The organism is Lachnospira multipara ATCC 19207 (assembly GCF_000424105.1).
In the GTDB taxonomy this organism is placed as follows: Bacteria; Bacillota; Clostridia; order Lachnospirales; family Lachnospiraceae; genus Lachnospira; species Lachnospira multipara.
The window spans coordinates 36,161-60,442 of sequence record NZ_AUJG01000003.1 but is presented as its reverse complement, the minus strand read 5'-3'; the positions used below and the strand labels follow the sequence as shown (position 1 = coordinate 60,442).

19 protein-coding genes are annotated in these 24,282 nt (G+C 39.1%); 18 read left to right on the top strand and 1 reads right to left on the bottom strand.

Going from position 1 to position 24,282, the window contains the following annotated elements:
* Positions 1–2: 2 nt before the first annotated feature.
* The 12 genes from rpoC (at position 3) to G600_RS0104395 (ending at position 16,512) form a co-directional block, all read left to right on the top strand.
* Positions 3–3,650, top strand: a complete 3,648-nt coding sequence (rpoC, locus tag G600_RS0104450; RefSeq protein WP_027430865.1) for a DNA-directed RNA polymerase subunit beta' — start codon at positions 3–5, stop codon at positions 3,648–3,650.
* A 302-nt stretch (positions 3,651–3,952) separates the two neighbouring features.
* Positions 3,953–4,372, top strand: coding sequence for a 30S ribosomal protein S12 (rpsL, locus tag G600_RS0104445; RefSeq protein WP_027430864.1), 420 nt, complete (start codon positions 3,953–3,955; stop codon positions 4,370–4,372).
* Positions 4,373–4,599: 227 nt separating this feature from the next.
* On the top strand, positions 4,600–5,070 hold the full coding sequence (rpsG, locus tag G600_RS0104440) for a 30S ribosomal protein S7 (protein ID WP_027430863.1): 471 nt from the start codon (positions 4,600–4,602) through the stop codon (positions 5,068–5,070).
* 22 nt (positions 5,071–5,092) lie between these two features.
* The gene (fusA, locus tag G600_RS0104435; RefSeq protein ID WP_027430862.1) at positions 5,093–7,210 is read left to right on the top strand and encodes an elongation factor G; all 2,118 of its coding nucleotides are present in this window, start codon (positions 5,093–5,095) and stop codon (positions 7,208–7,210) included.
* A gap of 231 nt (positions 7,211–7,441) precedes the next feature.
* A complete protein-coding gene (gene tuf / locus G600_RS0104430; protein ID WP_027430861.1) occupies positions 7,442–8,635 on the top strand; it encodes an elongation factor Tu in 1,194 nt (397 codons plus the stop codon).
* A 255-nt stretch (positions 8,636–8,890) separates the two neighbouring features.
* The gene (locus G600_RS13745; RefSeq protein WP_051195359.1) at positions 8,891–9,589 is read left to right on the top strand and encodes an ECF transporter S component; all 699 of its coding nucleotides are present in this window, start codon (positions 8,891–8,893) and stop codon (positions 9,587–9,589) included.
* Positions 9,590–9,758: 169 nt separating this feature from the next.
* Positions 9,759–10,760 (top strand): P1 family peptidase, encoded by a 1,002-nt coding sequence (locus G600_RS0104420; RefSeq protein ID WP_027430860.1) that lies wholly within the window; start codon positions 9,759–9,761, stop codon positions 10,758–10,760.
* A 370-nt stretch (positions 10,761–11,130) separates the two neighbouring features.
* A complete protein-coding gene (locus G600_RS0104415) occupies positions 11,131–12,750 on the top strand; it encodes an autotransporter outer membrane beta-barrel domain-containing protein (protein ID WP_027430859.1) in 1,620 nt (539 codons plus the stop codon).
* 28 nt (positions 12,751–12,778) lie between these two features.
* Positions 12,779–14,182, top strand: a complete 1,404-nt coding sequence (locus tag G600_RS0104410) for a ferric reductase-like transmembrane domain-containing protein (RefSeq protein ID WP_027430858.1) — start codon at positions 12,779–12,781, stop codon at positions 14,180–14,182.
* A 189-nt stretch (positions 14,183–14,371) separates the two neighbouring features.
* Positions 14,372–15,448, top strand: a complete 1,077-nt coding sequence (locus G600_RS13740) for an FAD:protein FMN transferase (RefSeq protein WP_081669408.1) — start codon at positions 14,372–14,374, stop codon at positions 15,446–15,448.
* Between the two features lie 68 nt (positions 15,449–15,516).
* The gene (locus G600_RS0104400) at positions 15,517–15,993 is read left to right on the top strand and encodes a NusG domain II-containing protein (protein WP_027430857.1); all 477 of its coding nucleotides are present in this window, start codon (positions 15,517–15,519) and stop codon (positions 15,991–15,993) included.
* Positions 15,994–16,002: 9 nt separating this feature from the next.
* Positions 16,003–16,512, top strand: a complete 510-nt coding sequence (locus G600_RS0104395) for a Gx transporter family protein (RefSeq protein WP_027430856.1) — start codon at positions 16,003–16,005, stop codon at positions 16,510–16,512.
* Between the two features lie 317 nt (positions 16,513–16,829).
* Here G600_RS0104395 and G600_RS0104390 read toward each other — a convergent pair whose 3' ends face one another.
* On the bottom strand, positions 16,830–17,735 hold the full coding sequence (locus G600_RS0104390; RefSeq protein WP_027430855.1) for a class I SAM-dependent methyltransferase: 906 nt from the start codon (positions 17,733–17,735) through the stop codon (positions 16,830–16,832).
* Between the two features lie 258 nt (positions 17,736–17,993).
* On the opposite strand from G600_RS0104390, the gene G600_RS0104385 reads away from it, so the two are divergent.
* From G600_RS0104385 to rplW, 6 genes are all read left to right on the top strand, one after another.
* A complete protein-coding gene (locus G600_RS0104385) occupies positions 17,994–19,817 on the top strand; it encodes an ABC-F family ATP-binding cassette domain-containing protein (protein WP_027430854.1) in 1,824 nt (607 codons plus the stop codon).
* Between the two features lie 190 nt (positions 19,818–20,007).
* A complete protein-coding gene (locus G600_RS14955) occupies positions 20,008–21,618 on the top strand; it encodes a zinc ribbon domain-containing protein (RefSeq protein ID WP_027430853.1) in 1,611 nt (536 codons plus the stop codon).
* A gap of 518 nt (positions 21,619–22,136) precedes the next feature.
* A complete protein-coding gene (gene rpsJ, locus G600_RS0104375) occupies positions 22,137–22,451 on the top strand; it encodes a 30S ribosomal protein S10 (RefSeq protein ID WP_027430852.1) in 315 nt (104 codons plus the stop codon).
* Between the two features lie 221 nt (positions 22,452–22,672).
* Positions 22,673–23,308 (top strand): 50S ribosomal protein L3, encoded by a 636-nt coding sequence (gene rplC, locus G600_RS0104370; RefSeq protein ID WP_027430851.1) that lies wholly within the window; start codon positions 22,673–22,675, stop codon positions 23,306–23,308.
* Positions 23,309–23,335: 27 nt separating this feature from the next.
* Positions 23,336–23,956 carry a 50S ribosomal protein L4 gene (gene rplD, locus G600_RS0104365; RefSeq protein ID WP_027430850.1) on the top strand — a complete coding sequence of 207 codons (621 nt, stop codon included), beginning with the start codon at positions 23,336–23,338 and terminating at the stop codon, positions 23,954–23,956.
* Complete coding sequence (rplW, locus tag G600_RS0104360; protein ID WP_027430849.1) at positions 23,956–24,258, top strand: 50S ribosomal protein L23; 303 nt, start codon at positions 23,956–23,958, stop codon at positions 24,256–24,258. The genes rplD and rplW overlap by 1 nt, the downstream gene beginning before the upstream one ends.
* Positions 24,259–24,282 lie beyond the last annotated feature (24 nt).

Sequence of the window (24,282 nt, the reverse complement as noted above, 5' to 3'; positions counted from 1 at the left end):
TAATGGCAGAGAATTTAAAGAGCAATAAGTCTTTAAAATTTGACAAGATTCAGATTAAGCTTGCATCTCCTGAAACAATTAAGGAATGGGCTCGTCGTAGTGATGGTTACTACGGTGAGGTAACTAAACCTGAAACTATCAATTACAGAACACTTAAGCCTGAAAGAGACGGTTTATTCTGTGAGAAAATATTTGGACCTAGTAAAGATTGGGAATGCCACTGCGGTAAGTACAAGAAGATCAAAGATAAGGGTATTATCTGTGATAAGTGTGGCGTAGAAGTTACTAAGGCATCTGTACGTAGAGATCGTATGGGTTACATTCACTTAGCAGCTCCTGTATCACATATCTGGTACTTTAAGGGTATTCCAAGTAGAATGGATCTTATCCTTGATATCGGTCCTAAGAACTTAGAGAAGGTGCTTTATTTTGCATCTTACATTGTAATTGACCCAGGTGAAACAGACATTCCATTTAAGAAGATTTTATCTGAGACAGAATATAGAGAATTATATGATCAGTATGGCAATACTTTCAGAGTAGGTATGGGTGCTGAAGCTATCCTTGAACTTCTTTCAATGGTTAACCTTGAAGAAGAAGCTGAAAAGCTTAAGGAAGAGTTAGCAACTACAACTTCTCAGAAGGCTGCTAGACTTATCAAGAGAATTGAGGTTTTTGAAGCATTTATTAGTGCTGGTCAGAAGCCTGAATGGATGATCTTAACAGAGATTCCAGTAATCCCACCAGATTTAAGACCTATGGTTCAGTTAGATGGTGGTAGATTTGCTACTTCAGATCTTAATGATCTTTATAGAAGAATTATCAATAGAAATAACCGTCTTGCTCGTTTATTAGAGCTTGGCGCTCCTGAAATTATCGTTCGTAACGAAAAGAGAATGCTTCAGGAAGCTGTTGATGCACTTATTGATAACGGTCGTCGTAATGGTCGTCCTGTTACAGGTCCTGGTAACAGAGCTCTTAAGTCATTATCAGACTTATTAAAGGGTAAGCAGGGTCGTTTCAGACAGAACTTACTTGGTAAGCGTGTCGATTACTCTGGACGTTCTGTTATCGTTGTTGGACCAGAACTTAAGATTTATCAGTGTGGTCTTCCAAAGGAAATGGCTATCGAATTATTTAAGCCATTCGTTATGAGAGAATTAGTAAGACGTGGTCTTGCTGACAATATTAAGAAAGCTAAGAAGAGTGTAGAACATCTTGAAACAGAAGTATGGGATGTATTAGAGGATGTTATTAAAGAGCATCCAGTAATGCTTAACCGTGCTCCTACACTTCATAGACTTGGTATTCAGGCATTCGAACCTATCCTTGTAGAAGGTAAGGCTATTAAGTTACATCCACTTGTTTGTACAGCCTTCAATGCCGATTTCGATGGTGATCAGATGGCTGTCCATCTTCCATTAACTGTTGAAGCTCAGGCTGAGTGTAGATTTATGTTACTCTCACCTAACAACTTACTTAAGCCATCTGATGGTGGTCCAGTTGCTGTTCCTTCACAGGATATGGTACTTGGTATTTACTACTTAACACAGGAAAGACCTGGTGCTAAGGGTGAAGGTAAGTTCTTTAAGAGTACTAACGAAGCTATCTTAGCTTATGAGAATGGTGTAATTACACTTCATTCAAAGATTTTAGTTCATGTAACTAAGAAGGATGCTAACGGAAACGAAGTATCTGGTAACGTTGAAACTACACTTGGTAGATTATTATTCAACGAAATCCTTCCTCAGGATTTAGGCTATGTTGATAGATCTAAGGAAGAAAATTTCCTTCTTCCTGAAGTTGATTTCCATGTAGGTAAGAAGCAGCTTAAGGACATCTTACAGCATGTTATTAATACACATGGTACAACAACAACAGCAGAGGTATTAGATGATATTAAGGCAATGGGTTATAAGTATTCTACTAGAGCGGCTATGACAGTTTCTATTTCAGAAATGACAGTGCCACCTATTAAGAAGCAGCTTATTGCTGAAGCTGAAGCTAAGGTTGAACAGATTACAAGAAACTACAACCGTGGTCGTTCAACTGATGAAGAAAGACATAAGAATGTAATTAGAGTATGGCAGGAAACTGATGATAAGTTAAAGGATGCCCTTCTTGAAGGTCTTGATAAGTATAACAACATCTTCATGATGGCCGATTCAGGTGCCAGAGGTTCTAACCAGCAGATTAAGCAGTTAGCTGGTATGCGTGGTTTGATGGCCGATACATCAGGTAACACTATCGAACTTCCTATCAAGTCTAACTTCCGTGAGGGTCTTGATGTACTTGAATATTTCATTTCTGCCCATGGTGCTCGTAAGGGTCTTTCTGATACAGCCTTAAGAACAGCCGATTCAGGTTACTTAACAAGACGTCTTGTTGATGTATCTCAGGATCTTATTATTAGAGAAACTGATTGTTCTGAAGGTAAGGCAATTCCTGGTATGTATGTTTACTCATTTGTTAATGAGAGATCATCACATTCAGGTTCTAAGGAAGATATCCTTGAGCCATTACAGGAAAGAATTACAGGTAGATACTTAGCTGAAGATATCGTTGATCCAGAAACTGGTGATATCATTGTTAAGGCTAACCACCTCGTAACTCCAAAGAGAGCTGAAGCTATTTGTAAGACAGGCGTTAAGCAGGTTAAGATTAGAACAATCCTTACTTGCCGTTCACATATTGGTGTTTGTGCTAAGTGTTATGGTGCAAACCTTGCAACAGGTCAGACAGTACAGGTTGGTGAAGCAGTTGGTATTATCGCTGCTCAGTCAATCGGTGAACCTGGTACACAGCTTACTATGAGAACATTCCATACTGGTGGTGTTGCCGGTGATAACATTACACAGGGTCTTCCTAGAGTAGAAGAACTTTTCGAAGCTAGAAAGCCTAAGATGTTAGCTGTTCTTGCTGAATTTGGTGGTACAGTAAGTATCAACAAGACAGAAAAGAAGGAAGAGATTATCATCACAGATGATGAAGGTAACTCTAAAGCATATCCATTATCAAAGGATACAAGACGTAAGGTTGAAGAAGGTCAGGTTGTTAAGAAGGGTGAAGAAATCACAGAAGGTTCTGAAAACCCACATGATATCGTAAGAATCTTAGGCGTTAGAGCTGTTCAGGATTATATCCTTAGAGAAGTTCAGAGCGTTTATAGAATTCAGGGTGTTGATATCAACGATAAGCATATTGAACTCATTGTTCGTCAGATGCTTAAGAAGATCGTTATCGATGATCCAGGTGATTCAGAATTCTTACCAGGTTCTACAGTAGAAACTATAGAATTTACAGAAACTAATGAAGCATTAGAGGCTGAAGGTAAGAGAACTGCAACTGGTACACCTATTATCTTAGGTATCACTAAGGCTTCACTTGCAACTAATTCATTCCTTTCAGCTGCTTCGTTCCAGGAGACAACAAAGGTTCTTACTGATGCAGCTATTAATGGTAAGGTCGATCCACTTATCGGTCTTAAGGAAAATGTTATTATTGGTAAGTTAATCCCAGCTGGTACAGGTATGAAGAGATATCAGAATGTGCAGCTTGATACAGGTCTTGATTATGATGAGCCTGTTGAGGAAATTGCAGTTTCAGAGGATGCTGATGCAACTGAAGAAATCGCAGTAACTGAAGAGTAATATTAATTAATATAATTTATAATAAAGGTGTTTTAGTTTTCTAAAACACCTTTATTTAAAATAAAAAGAAATCATGAGGAAAAAATTTATTTTATAATGTTTTCCAATAAATAATGTGGGATTTACAAAAAATCACAAATAATTGTTATCTAAACTAAATATATACACTTGACATATATAGTGGAAAATAATATAATTTTAGGGCGTGCCAGATAGGTATGCCCTATTTTGATGCGCGACATTCTTAGTGAATTACTAAGATGCAACCAAAATTTATTCTAATTCCGGGAGGTGAAATACGAATGCCTACATTTAACCAGTTAGTAAAGCAGGGAAGAAAGTCAGCTGCTAAGAAGTCTACAGCTCCAGCTCTTCAGAAGGGATATAACTCACTTCAGAAGAAGACTACAGACATTTCAGCACCACAGAAGAGAGGTGTGTGTACAGCAGTTAAGACAGCAACACCTAAGAAGCCTAACTCAGCTCTTAGAAAGATTGCCAGAGTACGTCTTTCTAATGGTATCGAAGTAACATCTTACATCCCAGGTGAAGGTCATAACCTTCAGGAACACTCAGTTGTTCTTATCAGAGGTGGAAGAGTAAAGGATTTACCAGGTACAAGATATCATATCATCAGAGGTACACTTGATACAGCAGGTGTAGCTAAGAGAAGACAGGCTCGTTCTAAGTACGGTGCTAAGAGACCTAAGGACGCTAAGTAATTAAGTCTTTTGATACCAACCGAGCTATCGGTAAATTTTAATAATCTACATAAGTAGATTAAGTAACAGCACTTATGTGCAATGAATAGTCGTAAGACATTTAACGAACATAAATTTATTATTGTGCCGGAGTTAGATTAATCCACGGTTGCAGATTAAGATAGACGGCGCGTACACGAATTTTTGTGAGTACCTATGAATTAATTATTATTAAGGAGGGAAGAACCGTGCCACGTAAAGGACATACTGTAAAAAGAGATGTATTAGCAGATCCTATTTACAATAACAAGGTGGTTACAAAGCTTATCAACAACGTTATGCTTGATGGTAAGAGAGGCGTAGCCCAGAAGATTGTATACGGAGCATTTGAAAAGGTAGCAGCTAAGAGCGATAAGCCAGCTTTAGAGGTTTTTGAAGAGGCTATGAACAACATCATGCCAGTTCTCGAAGTTAAGGCTAGACGTATCGGTGGTGCTACATATCAGGTACCAATCGAAGTTAAGCCTGAAAGAAGACAGGCATTAGCACTTCGTTGGATCACAACTTTCTCTAGAGCTAGAGGCGAGAAGACTATGGAAGAAAGACTCGCTAACGAGATTCTTGATGCAGCTAACAACACAGGTGCATCTGTAAAGAGAAAAGAAGATATGCACAAGATGGCAGAAGCAAACAAGGCTTTTGCTCATTACAGATTTTAATTAAAACGGAGGGATATAAGCAATGGCAGGAAGACAATATCCACTTGATAGAACAAGAAATATTGGTATCATGGCTCATATCGATGCCGGTAAGACTACTCTAACAGAGCGTATCTTATACTACACAGGTGTTAATTATAAGATCGGTGAAACATACGAAGGTACTGCTACAATGGACTGGATGGAGCAGGAGCAGGAAAGAGGTATCACAATTACTTCAGCTGCTACAACATGCCACTGGACATTACAGGAGCAGGCTAAGCTTAAGAAGGGCGCTTTAGAGCATAGAATTAACATCATTGATACTCCAGGTCACGTTGACTTCACAGTAGAAGTAGAACGTTCATTAAGAGTACTTGATGGTGCTATCGGTGTATTCGATGCAAAGGGTGGTGTTGAGCCACAGTCAGAAAATGTATGGCGTCAGGCTGATACATATGGAGTTCCAAGAATGGCATTCGTTAATAAGATGGATATTCTTGGTGCTAATTTCCCTAACACAGTTAAGGAAATTGGAACAAAGTTAGGCAAGAATGCTGTAGTTATTCAGTTACCTATCGGTAAGGAAGACTACTTTAAGGGTATTATTGACCTTTTCGAAATGAAAGCCTATATTTACAATGATCAGAAGGGTGAAGATATCTCAATCGTAGATATCCCTGATGATATGAAGGATGAGGCAGAAATCGCTCATACTGAATTAGTTGAGAAGATTGCTGAATTAGATGATGATCTTATGGAGAAGTATCTTGAAGGTGAAGAATTAGGAATCGATGAGATGAAGAAGGTTCTTCGTAAGGGTACTATTGAAGGTACAGCTATCCCAGTTTGTTGTGGTTCAGCTCACCAGAATAAGGGTATTCAGAAGCTTCTTGATGCAGTTATCGAATTCATGCCAGCTCCTACAGATGTACCTGATATTAAGGGTACAGATATGGAAGGTAACGAATTAACAGTTAAGTCTTCAGATGACGAACCTTTCGCAGCATTAGCATTCAAGATTATGACTGATCCATTCGTTGGTAAGTTAGCATTCTTTAGAGTATATGCTGGTACATTAAACTCAGGTTCTTATGTACTTAATGCTACTAAGGATAAGAAGGAAAGAGTTGGTCGTATCCTTCAGATGCATGCTAATAAGAGAGAAGAAATCGATAAGGTTTATGCAGGTGATATTGCAGCTGCTGTAGGTCTTAAGGTTACTTCAACTGGTGATACAATTTGTGATGAACAGCATCCAGTTATCTTAGAGTCTATGGAATTCCCAGAGCCAGTTATTGAGCTTGCTATCGAGCCAAAGACTAAGGATGCTCAGGGTAAGATGGGTGAAGCTTTAGCTAAGCTTGCTGAAGAAGATCCTACATTCCGTGCTCACACAGATCAGGAAACAGGTCAGACAATTATCGCTGGTATGGGTGAATTACACCTTGAAATCATCGTTGATAGACTTCTCCGTGAATTTAAGGTAGAAGCTAACGTAGGTGCTCCTCAGGTTGCTTACAAGGAATGCTTTACTAAGGCAGTTGATGTTGATAGTAAGTATGCTAAGCAGTCAGGTGGTCGTGGTCAGTACGGTCACTGTAAGGTTAAGTTTGAACCTATGGATGCTAACGGTGATGAATTATTCAAGTTCGAGTCAGCAGTAGTTGGTGGTGCTATTCCTAAGGAATATATCCCAGCTGTTGGTGAAGGTATTGAAGAAGCTGCACAGGCTGGTATCCTTGCTGGATTCCCAGTTCTTGGTGTTAAGGCAACTGTTTACGATGGTTCTTACCATGAAGTCGATTCTTCAGAAATGGCATTCCACATCGCTGGTTCTATGGCTTTCAAGGAAGCTATGGCTAAGGCAGCTCCTGCTATCTTAGAGCCTATTATGAAGGTTGAAGTTACAATGCCTGAGGAATACATGGGTGATGTAATTGGTGATTTAAATTCACGTCGTGGACAGATCGAAGGTATGGAAGATATCGGTAATGGTAAGCTTGTAAAGGCTTATGTACCACTTTCAGAAATGTTTGGTTATTCAACAGATCTTCGTTCTTCAACACAGGGTCGTGGTAACTACTCAATGTTCTTTGAGAAGTATCAGCAGGCTCCAAAGTCAATTCAGGATAAGGTTATTGCAGCTCACGCAAAGTAATATAAATTTCCTGTAACATTAGTTAATAAAAACCTTTTGGTTTTATTATATAGTGTACAAATTACAAGATGAAGGCAAGCCTTCATCTTGTAATAAAGATATTTGACAATAATCCTAATAAATTATTGTTGAAAAAATTTCAGAAATGAAATATAATATATATCAGCTATGATAATCCCGAAATTCGGGCAACTAATCAAAGTTGGTTATTATTAAGGAGGATTTTAAATAATGGCAAAGGCTAAATTTGAAAGAACAAAACCACATTGTAACATTGGTACAATCGGACACGTTGATCACGGTAAGACAACATTAACAGCTGCTATCACAAAGACTCTTCATGAGAGACTTGGTACAGGTGAAGCTGTTGCATTTGAAAATATTGATAAGGCTCCAGAAGAAAGAGAAAGAGGTATCACAATCTCTACTGCTCACGTTGAGTACGAAACAGAGAAGAGACACTACGCTCACGTTGACTGTCCAGGCCATGCTGATTATGTAAAGAACATGATCACAGGTGCTGCTCAGATGGATGCTGGTATCTTAGTAGTTGCTGCTACTGATGGTGTTATGGCTCAGACAAGAGAACATATCCTTCTTTCAAGACAGGTTGGTGTTCCTTACATCGTAGTATTCATGAACAAGTGTGATATGGTTGATGATCCAGAACTTCTTGAATTAGTAGATATGGAAATCAGAGAACTTCTTAACGAATATGACTTCCCAGGCGATGATACACCAATCATCCAGGGTTCAGCTCTTAAGGCTCTTGAAGATCCTAACTCAGAATGGGGCGACAAGATTCTTGAACTTATGCATACAATCGATGAGTATGTTCCAGATCCAGAAAGAGATACAGATAAGCCATTCCTTATGCCTATCGAAGATATCTTCTCTATCACAGGTCGTGGTACAGTTGCTACAGGTAGAGTAGAAAGAGGTATCCTTAAGGTTAACGAAGAAGTTGAAATCGTTGGTATCCATGAAGACATCCGTAAGGTTGTTGTTACTGGTATCGAAATGTTCAGAAAGCTTCTTGATGAAGCTCAGCCAGGTGATAACATTGGTGCACTTCTTAGAGGTGTTCAGAGAGACGAGATCCAGAGAGGTCAGGTTCTTTGTAAGCCAGGTTCAATCACACCACACCACAAGTTTACAGCTCAGGTTTACGTATTAACAAAGGACGAAGGTGGACGTCATACTCCATTCTTCAACAACTACAGACCACAGTTCTACTTCAGAACAACTGATGTTACTGGTGTTTGTGAATTACCTGCTGGTACAGAAATGTGCATGCCTGGTGATAACGTAGAAATGACAGTTGAACTTATCCATAACGTAGCTATGGAGCAGGGTCTTCGTTTCGCTATCCGTGAGGGTGGTAGAACAGTTGGTTCTGGTGCTGTTGCAACAATCATTGAATAATTTTAAATCATTTAGACATAATTAGATTTAATATATATAATTTATAGTTCGGACGCCAAGGGGCTTGTAGTTTACTACAAGCCTCTTGTTTTTTTCTCTAATCTATCATATACTTATGCAGGAAATCCGATATAAAGAATGACTAGATTTGAGCTTGGCGCATAAGTTAAGTGCAGCCAGTATAAACTAATAGTCATTTTTGGGTTGTTTACGTTGTATCCGCTTAGGGCGAGAACGACAGTAAGGAGGAGCAATATGAATAAGAACAAATTAAATGTTCGCAAGTTAGTTGAGTTAGGTGTATTAACAGCTATCATTCTTATTATGGCTTTTACACCACTAGGTTATTTAATGACACCATGGGGAATTCAGATTACTTTAATTGTAATTCCTGTTGCAGTTGGTGGAATTATTCTTGGACCTAAGGCAGGCGCTTTCTTAGGTTTAGTATTTGGCTTAACATCATTTTCACAGAGTTTTTCAAGCGTATTAGGACAGCAGATGTTACAGGTTAGTCCAGTAAAGACATTCATTTTATTAGTAGGTAACAGAATTTTAGTTGGTTTAATTCCAGCTTTGATTTATCTTGGCTTTAGAAAGCTTAAGCTTAACAAGGCAGTGGCAATCACAATTTGCTGCTTCTTAACACCTATTACTAATACGGTTCTTTACATCGCAGGTAACTGGTTAATGTTTAAGGATACATGGTTAGGCAATGAGTCATTAACTGGCGGTTATACAGGTAATGGCGGCTTTAGCTTACTCTTTTTCATGCTTGGTTTAGTAGCTGTAAACGGTATAGTAGAGGCTATTGCTTCAACTATTATTGGTTCTGCAGTTTGCCAGGCTCTAACACATACAGTTAATAAGACAGATACACCCATAAGTGCTAGCTATAAGGAAGGCGTAGCAAAGGATGTAGTTGATAATAAAAATTTAGGCGAGTCAGCTTAAAACTAAATGAATTTGTAATATAAGGAACAGCTAAATGTGCTAGAATAACAGTAGTAATTATTGTTATAACATTTGGCTGTTCTTTTTTGATAAAAATAATGCTTTAATAAATTAGGATGGCAATAAAGAAAGTTGATATAGGAATACATTTTCATAAAAAGGAGTTTATATGAGAGAGATTGATTTAATGGAGGTTGGCGGCTTTAAGGTGGGTCATTACACTGACGAAGAGGCGGCAACGGGATCAACAGTGATTTTGTTTGATGAAATGTCTCCCGCAGGAGTAGATATTAGAGGCGGCGGTCCAGCTTCTAGGGATTCGCAGATTTTAAATCCATTAATGGCGGCAAATGAAATTAATGGTGTTTTATTATCAGGGGGTAGCGCTTTCGGCCTTGATGCGGCTGGAGGTGTGCTTGAGTATTTGTCAGAGAGAGGTATTGGCCTAGATGTGGGAGTTGCAAAGGTTCCTTTGGTTCCACAGGCGTGTATATTTGATCTTGGTGTTGGTAGAGCTGATGTTCGTCCAGGTAAGGATGCGGGTTACAAGGCTTGCGAGAACGCTAGTTATGAGAGCCCACAGAGAGGTAACGTGGGCGCTGGAACAGGAGCATCTGTGGGAAAATGTTGTGGCTCCGACAGAATGATGAAGTCCGGTTTAGGCACATTTGCAGTAGAATTAGGCGAGCTTAAAGTAGGTGCAATCGTGGCGGTTAACGCAGTTGGTGACGTTTATGAGAATGGCAAGGTTATCGCAGGCTTGATGAATAAGGATAGGACAGGGCTTGCAAGTTCTTTTGATGAAATATTATCATGGACTGAGAAGGCGTATATGGGAAATGTAGGTGAGAGTGGGCAGATTGATCTCGCAGAGTCAAAGGCTTCCACTAATACTACAATTGGCTTGATTGTCACTAATGCCAAGTTCTCTAAGGCAATGCTTTGCAAGATTGCTGGTATGGCCCACAATGGTTATGCAAGAAGCATTAATCCGGTGCATAGTATGATGGATGGGGACAGTATTTATGCGGCTTCAACAGGAAATGTGGAGTCGGATGTTAATACAGTTGGCATGCTTGCAGCCTTCGTTATGGAGAAAGCTGTAATTGATGCGGTTAAGCAGGCAAAGCCAGCTTATGGGCTAAAGGCCTATGAGGATTTTGCAAACTAGGCTGAGCAGTAAATGTGCGGGAAGCGTGTGAAGTGCAGCTAATCTAGGAAACAAAAGGTAAATTTTGGAAGAGTCGTAATTAGGATTGCGGCTCTTTTTTTAGTGCAAGAAAATACAATAAGGAGAAGTGCCTTGTGACTTGCAGATATAAAAGATTGTGCACAATTTAAAATTTTAACTAAATAAGAAAAACTATCAATAAGACTTATTGACCTTATAAATAATTTTATGTTATTATCTTACACGAACTCAAGTTAGTCTAGTTGAACGCAATTTAGTAATGTAAAACATAATTTAGATTGATTAAACTAAAAAACTTTAGGGATTCGTAACATTTTCATTACATTTATAAAAAATAGGGAGGAAAAAGATGAAAATCAATAAGATTTTAGCTACAGTACTTGCTTTAGTATTAGTAGCAGCAAGTATTCCTGCAGTTAGCGCAAAGGCTGCAGACGAATACGTATATGGTACTTTAGCTTACCTTACATACGGAGAGTATTTCTCTAGCGAATTGGGGGATAGCGCAGCAGTAGCAGCAGATGGATATGACACTATCACAAGTGCTACAACATCAAAGTACAAGTCATTTGTTAACTCAGCTTACACTACAGACGAGTCAACAGGTGAGACATCTATTTACGGTATCAGCAATGTTCCAGTAAGAATTGAGAAGTCAGTTTATGAAGCAGCAGTAGCTGGCACAAATAGCGCAGTAGCAAGCTTACTTTCAAGAGGCTTCACAGAATCAGCTAGCGAATTATCTGTTTATAAGGAAATCGCAAGCGATGCATCAATTAGCGCTTATGTTGGTTTAACTAACAATGATGTTGCTGCAGATGCTAGCTCATATATTTCAACTGATTCAGCTTGGGGTAATTATATTGTTTTCATTTATGCTAACGACGGTTCAAGCCTTGAATCAGGTAAGAACATCGAAGGTGCTTATGTTACAACAACAGATGGTCAGACATATCCTTTATATCACTCAGCAAACCTTTGGTTCCAGGCTTATGAATTCTCATGGGCAGTTGAGTCAGATTTCAAAGAGCCACATGGTAACAACCCATACACAGCTTCTTTAACAGGACTTACAGGAAAGACAATTAGCTCAGTTACTTACATCTTTAAGACAACAGATGAAAATGGTAATGCTACATTTTCAAAGAACACATATAACGTGGGCGAGCTAAAGGTTAAGGAATTACTTGATGATTCATCAAGTGTAACTGCTACAGAGGCTAACAACACAAATAATAATACTTCTGATTTAACTGTAACAGCACCAGCAGGTTCTAACTACAGTGTTGCATCAATAGATTCATTAACAGAAGGTACAGATTATACAGTAGCAGCAACAGATACAGGTTTTGCTATTACATTTGCAGAAAATGTAGCTGCAGGCGCTTACACAGTAACATTTACAGACGATAATTACGAAGATATGACAGCTAGCGTGGTTGTTTCAGCTAATGTCTCAGACGGCGATATCACAATCGAGAATAATGCATTAGTAATTAATAATGAAAATGTATCTCTTGCCGATTTCTTAGCAGCACTTTCATCTGCAACACTTACAGTAGATGGTACAACAATTAGCGGTGGTTCAAGCGTTCTCTTTAATGAAGATGGAACTGTTAACCTTGATGCTAAGACTTCAGGCCGTGGCGCAAAAACATTATTCCCAGAAACAGGTAGCTATGAAGTTGTATTAACTGTTCCAGGTTACGGTACAATCACAGGTACAGTTGTTAAGGCAGAAGCTAGTGAAGAAAACAGTGAAGCAAGTGAAGTTGCAAACGACGAAGTTAATAATGGAGAGGTTGCAGCTGAAGAAGGAAATGTTGCATTAAATGGAACTAGCGAAACAACTACAGAAAAGACAAATACAAACGATTCAGCTAACATAGTAGTATTTGTAGTAGTTGCAATCCTTGCAGTAGCTGCTATTACAGTAGAGGAAATTCTTAGAAGAAAGAAGAGAGCATAAAATTTATATATAGTGGAGGAAAACTTTAATGGTTTTCATTGTTGGACTTATTTTAATGTGTGTGTTAGTTTGGCTCTTTGCAGATCAAATTAAGAAATACCCAGCTTACTTCTATGCTGGAGCTTTTATATTAACGGTTATATCTTATATTGTTTATAAAAATGTAACTATGTCAGAATTTGTAAAGACTTACCTTCTTGGTATCTTTACAACAGGAACATTAGGAATTGCGGACTTTTATATCGTAATGTTTACAGGCGCCTTAAGAAACGGTAGCCCACTTATTAAGAAGCTTATGATGATTAGAGGAGAATTATCAATTCTTTCTTGCATCTTAATGTTTGCTCATCTTGCAATTTTTGGCCCTTCTTATATTGGGATGGCAGCTAAGAATGCAAGTGTAATGTCAAAAAGTTTACTTGTAAGCATTATTTGCGGAACAGTGCTTTTAATACAGATGATTTATCTTGGTGTAACATCAATTAAGGCAGTAAGGAAAAAGTTTAAGGCTAAGACTTGGAAGAGATTACAAAGAACAGCTTATCTTTTCTATTTCCTTATGTATGTGCATGGCGTAACAATGCAGGCGACTAAGATTAAGTCAGCAGATAAGAGTGCATTAATTACAATCATTGCTTATAGCATTTTATTCTTTACATACGTAATTATGCGTGTAAGAAAAGCCTTACTTGCAAAATACAAGAAGGCAGATGCCCTTAAAGTGGCTAAATTCGATAAGATAGGCACATCTATTGCAGGAGTTCTTGCAGTGGCACTCCTTTGCCTTATTACAATCCCACAGTTTAGTGAGTACGCAGAGGCAAGCGAAAGAATTGAGGCTAGAAAGAAAGAGGCCGCAGAGCTTCAGGCAATGCTTGATGCCCTTGAGGAAGATGAAGAAGTGGCAGCTGATAGTGCGGAAAATGTAACAGAAGTAGCAGAGGAGAATGCATCAGAAGAAGCAAGTAGTGAAAATGCATCTACTACTGTAGATTCATCTAACGCAAGCTCAAGTAATTCAGCCACAACAAATACATCAGGCACAGGTAGCACTAGTGCTGGAAGCACAGGCTCATCAAGCACTGCTAGTTCTAGTGCAGGAAGTTCATCAGCTAGCCAAGGCTCTTCTTCATCCACAGGAAGCGCCCAGGCAGAAGCTACAAGAACCTATAAGGCAGATGGAAGCTATAGCGCATCAGCAACAGTTGAGGACTATGCATATCCAATCGTTGTTACAATCACAATCAGCAATGACAAGATTGTCTCAGCAACAGCCAACATAAGTGCAGCATCAGATTTGGATTATGATTTTGCAGAGATGGCTGCAGGCGGTTTATCAGCCAGCGGTTATAGCGCAGTTTCAGGTGCTACATATTCATCAGCGGCTATTCAGAAAGCATATAATGCAGCAGTAGCCAAGGCAAAGAATTAATAAGGTATAAGTTCACGTTAGAGGGTTTAGCAGTTGACACAAATATAATATTTATACTAAAATTTAATGCCAGTAGGGTAACTTACTGGCATTATCTTATGTAAACGATGTGTCTTTCATATTTAATGTGAAAAGCAATAGATAAAAAAGAAAGGGATAGGACTACGTTTTGTAGCCAGGTGATTTAAAATGTTTACTTTATCGGAAATACTAAAAAGAAATTATAAGAGGCTAGGCAGTTTGCTGTTAGTGCTTTTGGTGTTTGCGATAAATTTAACAGCTTGTGCTAATTCGAAAACTAGTAGCAGTACCGGAACAGAGTCGGCTAGCCTATCAGAGTTACATTTTGACACAATCATGTCCATAAGTTTATATGGTAGTGACAAGGCGGCTTTGACAGAAATTATAAATGAGGCCTACGACGAGGTGGATAGATTAGAGTCAATCTTTAGCGCCCAGCTTGAAACTAGCGAGCTCTACAGTATAAATCAGGGGATTGCTAAAGGCCAGACAAGCTTTGTGATTTCTAAGGAGCTAACGGAGGTTATTGACTATGCCCTTAAGGTAAATGAAAAGTCTAATGGGGCTCTTGATATTACTATTGGAAATTTAATTAATCTTTGGGGCATTGGTACAGATCACGAGAAACTACCAACTGATGATGAGATAGCAACAGCGCTTGTTGGCACTGGCTGTGAATATCTAAGCCTTAATAAGGAGACTAATACTTTAACGGTTTCCTCTGAAAATGTGCAGCTAGACCTTGGGGCTATTGCTAAGGGCTACGCGGCAGATCTAGTAAAGGAGCTGATATTAGCTAAGGATTCAAGCGTGGTGGGCTTGCTAGATTTTGGCGGCAACATCATGACTATTGGCTCAAAGCCAGATGGCAGCAATTGGAAGGTGGGCATTACAGACCCTCTTGATTCCACTAGCGTTTACGGCGGGGTTAGTGTCTCTGACCTTTGCGTGGTCACTTCTGGTAATTACGAGAGATATTTTGAGAAAAATGGAGTGCGCTACCACCACATCTTAGATGCCGCAAGCGGCTACCCTGCAGATAAGGGTATCATTAGCTCATCTATTATTGGGGCTTCCTCAATTGAGTGTGACGCCCTTTCAACTGCATGTTATTGCCTTGGGGTAGAGGATGCACTTGCTTTGATAAACTCCCTTGATGGTGTGGAGTGTGTGCTAATTGATAATGATGGAAATTACTATACTAGTGATGGAATTGGGGACTATAATTTTACAAAGGCAGAGTAAGGCCGGCGCCTGTGATGTGTGGCCTGGCGGCGCAGTTGGCAACTGCTCAAATTTAGAAAGGAGATAATATGGATTTGAATAAAAAGGACATGAAGGAAATGAAGGAAATGAAGAAAGCAGACAGCTCTAAAGATAAATCTAAAGCTAGCTCTAAGAAAATCGCAATTATATTATCTCTTCTAATACTTGTAATTGGACTTGGGGCGGGGCTTAGCCTTTACATAATGAACAAGGAAGCGACAGATGGCAGCTATGCCTACATTTACCAAAACAACGAACTTATTAAAGTGGTAGACCTAACCAACGTGAAGGAAGACTACGAATTTAGAATTGACTCAGAGGACGGGGGTTATAATATTGTAAAGGTAACAACAGATGGCAGCATCGGAATCATAGAGGCATCTTGTCCAGATCACGTCTGCATGAACACAGGCTTTATAAGAAATGGCTTAGTTCCCATAACTTGCCTACCAAATGAACTCGTAATTGAGGTTAAGAATTCTAAAGAAGACAGTAATCTTGAATACGATGGGGTTGCCCAGTAAGGAGTTTTTATGTCAGTTAGAAAAATCACATTGTTAGCCCTATATACAACTATAGCCCTAACAATTTTCGTAATAGAATCAGCAATACCAACAGTTGTGCCAATTCCCGGAGTGAAACTTGGCCTATCTAATATAGTGACACTTTTTGTAATAAAACGACATGGAGCAAAGGAGGCGGCTATCGTCCTTATAATGAGAGTAATACTTGCCTCAATATTTGCAGGACAAATAGTATCCTTTACATACTCCATTGCCGGTGGCTTTTTATGCCTAATTGTAATGGCAATTATAAACTTTATTCTAAGAGGCGAGTTTTTATTTATCACTAGCGTCTTTGGTGCCATTGCCCACAACGTAGGTCAGATCCTTGCAGCATTTTTTGTTTTGAAAATGTCTGGCATCTTCGCTTACATTCCTTTCCTTATAATTAGCGGTATCATTACCGGCTTGTTTACAGGCTTTGCCTGCTACTTTGCAGAAAAGAAGATTCCAAGGAAGCTAACTAATGAGCTTAAGTAGAGAATAAGCTAGAGGAAACACTTAGAAAAGTTATGAGATAAATATATAAGAAAAAAAGAAGATAAATATAGAAGATAAAAATCCCTATCACAGTAATTTTGTGATAGGGATTTTTAAGTTAATTTAATTCTAAAATTAATTATTGCATTTAACTCAGTCGGAGAAATCCCCCACCTCATTAGCGTAGGTGGGGGATTTCTCCGACTGAGTTAAACGCTCCGCGAGGATGCGCACGGATTCGGACAGGAATTTGTCTGCTTCAGCAGACTCGAATCCAGCGCGCAAGACTCGCGAGCGAGTCTTGACATTACAGGCGATTAAGCATTTTCAAAACGACCACTAGCGCCGCAAGGAAGTACTAGACCGTTTGAACTTACTGGAAGGCCTACTTCCTGTGAGTCTACAAAGGCATTAGGATTCTTATCAAGTGTTTCCTTTAATTCAGTCTTTAACATGTAAGTTAAAACAGCTGGCTGAAGACCTGTTGTGTATGAATTAATAAGGAAGAATAGTGGGTCGTCACTTAGAATCTGCATACAAATCTTAACGAGATTGTGGATGGATTCTTCAATCTTCCAAATTTCGCCCTTAGGTCCACGACCGTACGATGGTGGGTCCATGATAATTGCATCGTATGTGTTTCCACGTCTGATTTCACGTTCTACAAATTTAACACAGTCGTCTACGAGCCATCTAATAGGGGCATCAGATAGTCCCGAACTTGCAGCATTTTCCTTAGCCCAATTAACCATACCCTTAGAGGCATCTACGTGAGTTACCTTAGCGCCGGCAGCGGCAGCTGCAAGAGTTGCACCACCTGTGTAGGCGAAGAGGTTAAGAACCTTGATTTCCTTGTCAGGTTCGGCTTTCTTCTTATTATATATGAGGGTTGAGAACCAGTCCCAGTTGGCAGCCTGCTCTGGGAATAGGCCTGTGTGCTTGAAGGAGAAAGGCTTTAAGTTAAATGTAAGCTTCTTTCCTATTGGCAATTCGTAGTTAATCTGCCACTGCTGTGGTAGGTCGAAGAACTCCCATTCTCCGCCGCCCTTAGAGCTTCTGTGGTAGTGGCCGTTCATGTGCTTCCAGCCGTATTCCTTCTTTGGTGTGTCCCAGATTACCTGTGGGTCCGGACGCACGAGCAAATATCCGCCCCAGCTTTCAAGCTTCTCACCCTTTGATGTGTCAATAACGTCGTATTCTTTCCAATTATTGGCTATAAACATAGTATCCTTCTTTCTTCTAACGATTTATTAAAACAAATTGGCCTCTGCCAAAATGTTAGTTATCTTTTTACGCACTAAAGATTATATATGATAGTGAACTTTTAAGCAAATCAATCTTTACAATTGACAGAAATCTTTTTTATAGCTTATCATAGGTGTGATTGACTGGTGGCTTTGCCTTGCTGGTAAGTCACATTTTTTCAAAAAGAATGTTAATAAATTATATAAGAAGTAATTTCTTTGTGGAAAGGTTTATATATGAATATTTTAAACGTTGAGAATATATCTAAGACTTATGGAGAGAAGGATCTTTTTAAAAATGTATCCCTTGGTATTAACAAGGGCGATAAAATCGGCGTCATTGGCGTTAACGGTACGGGCAAGTCTACATTTTTAAAAATCATCGCAGGCCTTGAGGAGCCAGATTCCGGCAAGGTGATTAAGGGTAATGGGGTAAATGTTACATATCTTGAACAGATGCCAAACTTCCTTGAAAATGAAACAGTTCTTTCATATTGTATGCGTGGTAAGCACAATGCAACTGAGGCGGAGGCTAAGGAGATTTTAAATAAGCTTGGGGTGCCTGATTTTGACAAGTCTATTAGCTTGCTTTCTGGTGGCCTTAAAAAGAGGGTGGCGCTTTGTAAGGCAATCTTAGAGCCAAGCGAGGTTTTAATTTTAGATGAGCCTACAAACCACCTTGATAATGAGATGGTTATTTGGCTTGAGGACTATATTAAGGCCTTTAAGGGCGAGCTTATTATGGTTACTCACGACAGATATTTCCTTGATAATGTCACTAACAAGATCGTGGAGCTTGATTATGCAAATCTTTACGAGTACGACAGTAACTACTCTGGCTTTCTTGAGCTTAAGACTCAGAGGGAGGAGATGGAGCGCGCCACTGAGAAGAAACGTCAGAACACTCTTCGTAGGGAGTTAGAATGGATTAAGCGTGGTGCTCTTGCTCGTTCTACTAAGCAGCAGGCAAGAATTGATAGATATGAGGATATGAAGCAGGCTTCTCGTGAGGCGAGAGCGAAGTTTATGAAGTCGGACCTTATTATGAGTTCGGTGGGAACTCGCCTAGGCAATAAGACCATTGAGCTTCACAACGTGGGCAAGGCCTTTGGGGATAAGAAGCTGTTTTCTGACTTTGAATACATTTTCTTGAAAGATGATAGAATCGGTATCATTGGTAGTAACGGCTGCGGCAAATCCACTTTAATGAAGATTATCACAGGGGAGCTAAAGCCTGATAGCGGTAGCGTGGAGATTGGCGAGACGGTGCGCATTGGTTACTTCATGCAGGAGAATGAGCTTCTTGATGAAAATGCTACAGTGCTTGAATTTGTGCGTTCTATCGGCGAGTATGTCACAACCGCTGAGGGTAAGGCCACTGCTTCTCAGATGTGTGAGAAGTTCCTTTTTGGGCCTAAGCAGCAGTGGACTCCTATTCGTAAGCTTTCTGGTGGCGAGAAGAGACGTCTCTATCTTTTGTCGGTGCTTATGAGTGCGCCAAATGTGCTTATTCTTGATGAGCCGACTAATGATTTGGACATTGAGACTCTTGAGATTTTGGAGGAGTACCTTGATGGCTTTGCGGGTATTGTCATTGTGGTTTCTCATGACCGCTACTTCCTTGATAGAGTGGTGGATAGAATTTTTGCTTTTGAAAATGGACACCTAAGCCAGTACGAGGGCGGCTATTCCGATTACAGGGACAAGGCCGTTATGGCTGGCAAGTTGTTAGAGAACGGGGCAAGAGCTGACTCTACTATTAACAATACATTTTCAAATGCCAGAAACCTTGAGGCGGCTAACGAATACAAGGCTAACAAGTCTCACAGCAGGAAGTTTAGCTATGCGGAGAAGAAGGAATTCGAAACTATTGATGATGATATTGCTAAACTGGAAAATAGAATATCAGAGATAGATGAACTTATTGTTAAGTGTGCTACTGACTTTGTAAAGCTTAATGAACTCACTAAGGAAAAAGAGGAAAAGGAAATGTTGCTCTTGGAAAAAATGGACCGTTGGGTTTATTTAAATGAATTAAATGATGAAATAAATGGTAATTAGTCTTGAAATAGACAGCGGTTCATGTTATCATTTCTAAAGATTTTATAAAACTTTATTATGAGGGGCTTATACATTAAGGGTGCACTTAATGGCTTATTTATGTTTACTTGTGAGGGTTTAGGTGGCATTTGAGCTTTCTTAATGAAGAGGTTTAATGAGATCAAAAAAGTAATAATATGGGAGGATTTATATGTTTTGTCCTAATTGTGGAACTAAGAATGAAGACGATGCAGTATTTTGTGGAAACTGCGGAACAAAATTAAATCTTGATGACTTTAACGAAACATTAAATGCAGCTGCTAATGAAACAGCTGAGGCTGCAGATGTTGCTAATCAGGCAGCAGATACAGTAGATGTGGCAGCTAATCAGGCTACAGATGCTTTTGTAAATCAGGAAGCTCAGCCAGTTCAGGGCTTTGCTAACGGATTTGATCCAAACGCAAACCAGAACTTTAACAATGGATTTGATCCAAATGCAAACCAGAACTTTAGCAACGGATTTGATCCAAATGCAAACCAGAATTTTAACAATGGATTTGATCCAAATGCAAACCAGAACTTTAACAACGGATTTGATCCAAATGCAAATCAGAACTTTAACAACGGTTACAATCCTAACTATGCTAACAATGGTTACAACCAGGCTCCATATCAGCAGCAGCCTGCTAAGCCATTTAAGCTTAACAAGAAGATCGTTGGTATTGCAGTAGCAGTTGTTGCTGTTATTGTAGCTATCGTTGCATTTGTTTCTATTGGTAAGGCTGGTGTTGATTACAAGAAGACAGCTAAGAAGTATGTTACAGCTATTGAGCAGTGTGACTGGGATACAGCTTACGATTTAATTAACCTTCCTGATAGCGAATTCTTAACTAAGGAAGCTTTAATTAATGCACATGCTGATGCAACAGGTGAGAAGGTTACTGGTATTACAGTTTCTGACGCTTACAGCACAGCTGGTAGCACAAAGGGTAGCGCAACTGTTAAGGTTACTTATTCAACAGCTACAAGCAATGGCAACCAGAGTACTTACGTTCTTTCACAGACTAACGACAAGTACTTACTCTTCTTTAAGAAGTATAAGGTTTCATCAGAAGGTCTTGTTTACAAAGACACAACAATCCAGGTTCCTAAGGGTTGTACATTATCAATCAATGGTGTTGAGGTTAAGTCTAATTACATCAAGGCTGATAACTCAAGCTACGGTTCTTATTATGATACTTACGTTATTCCATACATTTTCGCAGGTGATAATAAGATTAAGCTTACAAGTGATGTAACTGAGGATTACGAGACATCAATCAATGTTTCTTATGATGAAAGCCTTAAGTCTATTTCTTACTCTGATTTAAGCTTTACAGATGATGCTGAAAAGGCTGCAATGGAAAAGGCTCAGTCAGACATTGCAACTATTGCTAAGGCTGCTTACGAGAAGAAGGGTTATAGCGACATTAAGAGCTTAGTATCTTCTGAGGCTGATGTTGAGGATGAGTATGATGATTTAGTTGATGATTTCCATTCAGCATCTGGTTCTTATTATACTAGAGATGTTACATCTTATGATCTTTCAGCTGTTAAGGCTACTGTTGGTACAAAGTACTTTACATTAACTGATGAAGGTGCTCCAAAGATGAGAATTTATCTTGGATATACACTTTCAGGTAAGTACAAGTATACAGGTTACGGCAGTGAAGAAGAAAAGTCAGGTTCTTACACATACAATAGCTATTACTACATCGATTATGTATATGAAGATGGTGAATGGTTAATTGATGATGTTTACCTTAACTTCTACTTCTACTAAGATGGAGCGAAGGAGTTTCTTCTTATAAGAAAGGTTACTTATTATAGAAGGGATTCGTAAACTTAGATATAGCGAATACATTTTCATTACAATTATTATGAAAATGTATCTATGAATATAATTATTATTGCCACGGGGCTTTCGAAAATTAACTTGAAAGTTCCGTGGCTTTATTTTTTATTGTTCTAAAAAAAATACAAAAGAATTCTTGCAAATAATATACTCCTAGTGTATATTTATACATGCTGTGACATTGATAGCTGTGAAGCGAGAGGTTGCTACATTTGAACAATAGCTTGAATGTAGGTTTTCCGTGGAGCGAATGTCAAGGCTGGAAGCGATTCCAGCGAAGAATCTGGCGACAAGTCACTGTACTATAATTGCTACTAAGACTTAGTTTTAGTAGACCATGATGAATCAAGTTTCTCGTAAGAGATAATATGATACACGTGGGAGTGTGTACAGTCACCGCTTGTCGTACTTACTATTTATAAAGTGCGAAGGAGGCGACTTTTTTTATGGCAAATCAGGTAATCAGAATTACTTTGAAGGCTTATGATCATCAGTTAATCGATCAGTCTGCTAAGAAGATCATCGAAACTGCAAAGAAGACAGGAGCTAATGTTAGTGGTCCAGTACCTCTTCCAACAAAGAAGGAAGTTGTTACAATTCTTAGAGCTGTACATAAGTACAAGGACTCTAGAGAGCAGTTCGAACAGAGAACTCATAAGAGACTTATCGATGTATTACAGCCATCTCAGAAGACAGTAGATGCTTTATCTAAGTTAGAGATGCCAGCTGGTGTATTCATCAACCTTAAGGTAATGAACTAATCATTGCCAAGACATTTTCTTGATTAACAAGAAAACGCAGCAAGAAACATTTAAGTTTCAATAACAATGAGAGCTAATCCTAAGGGTTTAATATAGAAGCAACAAAAGCATTCCTATAACGGTGGTGCAGGTTCCACTTATATTAACTTATCTAGGATGACAGGATGCGCTGAATTTATTTATCATCTTGTCCGCTGTAGATTTAACAGGAGGAAAAGAGTATGAAGAAGGCTATTTTAGCTACTAAGGTCGGAATGACACAGATCTTCAACGAAGATGGTGTTTTAACACCTGTAACTGTATTACAGGCTGGCCCTTGTGTTGTAACACAAGTAAAGACAGTCGAAAACGACGGTTACGAAGCTGTCCAGGTTGGTTTTGCTGATATTAGAGAAAAGCTCGTAAGCAAGCCAGTTAAGGGACATTTTGACAAGGCAGAGGTTCCTTATAAGAGATTCGTTAGAGAGTTCAAGTTTGAAAACTCTTCTGAATACAATGTTAAGGACGAAATTAAGGCAGATATCTTCGCAGCAGGCGATAAGGTAGATGCAACTGCTATTTCTAAGGGTAAAGGTTTCCAGGGCGCTATCAAGAGATTAGGACAGTCTAGAGGTCCTATGGCGCACGGTTCTAAATTCCACAGACATCAGGGTTCTAACGGATCAGCAACAACACCTGGTAGAGTATTCAAGGGAAAAGGAATGCCTGGACATATGGGTTCTAAGAGAATCACAATCCAGAATCTTGAAGTAGTAAGAGTTGATGTTGAGAATAACGTTATCTTAGTTAAGGGTGCAGTACCTGGACCTAAGAAGTCATTAGTAACTTTGAAAGAAACAGTAAAGGTTAGTAAGTAATCTTTACCAAGGAAGGAGGACTAAACAGTGGCAAACGTATCTGTTTACAATATTGAAGGCAAAGAAGTTGGCTCAATCGAATTAAACGATGCAGTATTTGGTGTTGAAGTTAATGAACATCTTGTACATCTTGCAGTTGTAAGCCAGCTTGCAAATAATCGTCAGGGAACACAGTCTGCAAAGACTCGTTCAGAAGTATCTGGCGGCGGAAGAAAACCATGGAGACAGAAGGGAACTGGTCATGCTAGACAGGGTTCTACAAGATCTCCACAGTGGACAGGCGGTGGTGTTGTATTTGCACCAAAGCCAAGAGATTATTCATTCAAGATGAATAAGAAGGAGAAGAGAATCGCTCTTCTTTCAGCTTTATCTTCTAAGGTAGCTGATAGCAAGATTGTTGTTTTAGATGAATTCAATCTTGATGAAATTAAGACAAAGAAATTCGTTGAGGTTTTAAATAACCTTAAGGTTTCTAAGGCTTTAGTAGTTCTTGAAGGAGAGAACAAGAACGTTGTTCTTTCTGGTAGAAACGTTAACGGTGCTAAGGTTTCAAACACTAGCGAAATCAATACTTATGATGTTCTTAAGTATGATACATTAGTTGTTACTAAGGCAGCTGTTGAAAAATTAGAGGAGGTGTATGCATAATGGCAAATATTCAGTATTATGATGTAATCCTCAAGCCTGTAATCACAGAAAAGTCAATGACTGATATGGCTTCTAAGAAGTATACATTCTTAGTTCATACAGACGCTAACAAGACTATGATTAAGGAAGCTGTTGAGAAGATGTTTGAAGGAACAAAGGTTGCTTCAGTTAACACAATGAATAACAACGGTAAGAAGAAGAGAGCTAACAGAAAGGATCAGGGCTACACAGCTAAGACAAAGAAGGCTATCGTGCAGTTAACAGCTGATTCTAAGGAAATCGAAATCTTCGAAGGACTTTAAGATATAGACGTGTAGAAAACAATA

What these genes read in the sequence shown, in the direction of transcription:
- rpoC (WP_027430865.1), top strand. Translation starts at nt 3, where the DNA reads ATGGCAGAGAATTTAAAGAGCAATAAGTCTTTAAAATTTGACAAGATT.
- rpsL (WP_027430864.1), top strand. Translation starts at nt 3,953, where the DNA reads ATGCCTACATTTAACCAGTTAGTAAAGCAGGGAAGAAAGTCAGCTGCT.
- fusA (WP_027430862.1), top strand. Translation starts at nt 5,093, where the DNA reads ATGGCAGGAAGACAATATCCACTTGATAGAACAAGAAATATTGGTATC.
- tuf (WP_027430861.1), top strand. Translation starts at nt 7,442, where the DNA reads ATGGCAAAGGCTAAATTTGAAAGAACAAAACCACATTGTAACATTGGT.
- G600_RS13745 (WP_051195359.1), top strand. Translation starts at nt 8,891, where the DNA reads ATGAATAAGAACAAATTAAATGTTCGCAAGTTAGTTGAGTTAGGTGTA.
- G600_RS0104420 (WP_027430860.1), top strand. Translation starts at nt 9,759, where the DNA reads ATGAGAGAGATTGATTTAATGGAGGTTGGCGGCTTTAAGGTGGGTCAT.
- G600_RS0104415 (WP_027430859.1), top strand. Translation starts at nt 11,131, where the DNA reads ATGAAAATCAATAAGATTTTAGCTACAGTACTTGCTTTAGTATTAGTA.
- G600_RS0104410 (WP_027430858.1), top strand. Translation starts at nt 12,779, where the DNA reads ATGGTTTTCATTGTTGGACTTATTTTAATGTGTGTGTTAGTTTGGCTC.
- G600_RS13740 (WP_081669408.1), top strand. Translation starts at nt 14,372, where the DNA reads ATGTTTACTTTATCGGAAATACTAAAAAGAAATTATAAGAGGCTAGGC.
- G600_RS0104400 (WP_027430857.1), top strand. Translation starts at nt 15,517, where the DNA reads ATGGATTTGAATAAAAAGGACATGAAGGAAATGAAGGAAATGAAGAAA.
- G600_RS0104395 (WP_027430856.1), top strand. Translation starts at nt 16,003, where the DNA reads ATGTCAGTTAGAAAAATCACATTGTTAGCCCTATATACAACTATAGCC.
- G600_RS0104390 (WP_027430855.1), bottom strand. Translation starts at nt 17,735, where the DNA reads ATGTTTATAGCCAATAATTGGAAAGAATACGACGTTATTGACACATCA.
- G600_RS0104385 (WP_027430854.1), top strand. Translation starts at nt 17,994, where the DNA reads ATGAATATTTTAAACGTTGAGAATATATCTAAGACTTATGGAGAGAAG.
- G600_RS14955 (WP_027430853.1), top strand. Translation starts at nt 20,008, where the DNA reads ATGTTTTGTCCTAATTGTGGAACTAAGAATGAAGACGATGCAGTATTT.
- rpsJ (WP_027430852.1), top strand. Translation starts at nt 22,137, where the DNA reads ATGGCAAATCAGGTAATCAGAATTACTTTGAAGGCTTATGATCATCAG.
- rplC (WP_027430851.1), top strand. Translation starts at nt 22,673, where the DNA reads ATGAAGAAGGCTATTTTAGCTACTAAGGTCGGAATGACACAGATCTTC.
- rplW (WP_027430849.1), top strand. Translation starts at nt 23,956, where the DNA reads ATGGCAAATATTCAGTATTATGATGTAATCCTCAAGCCTGTAATCACA.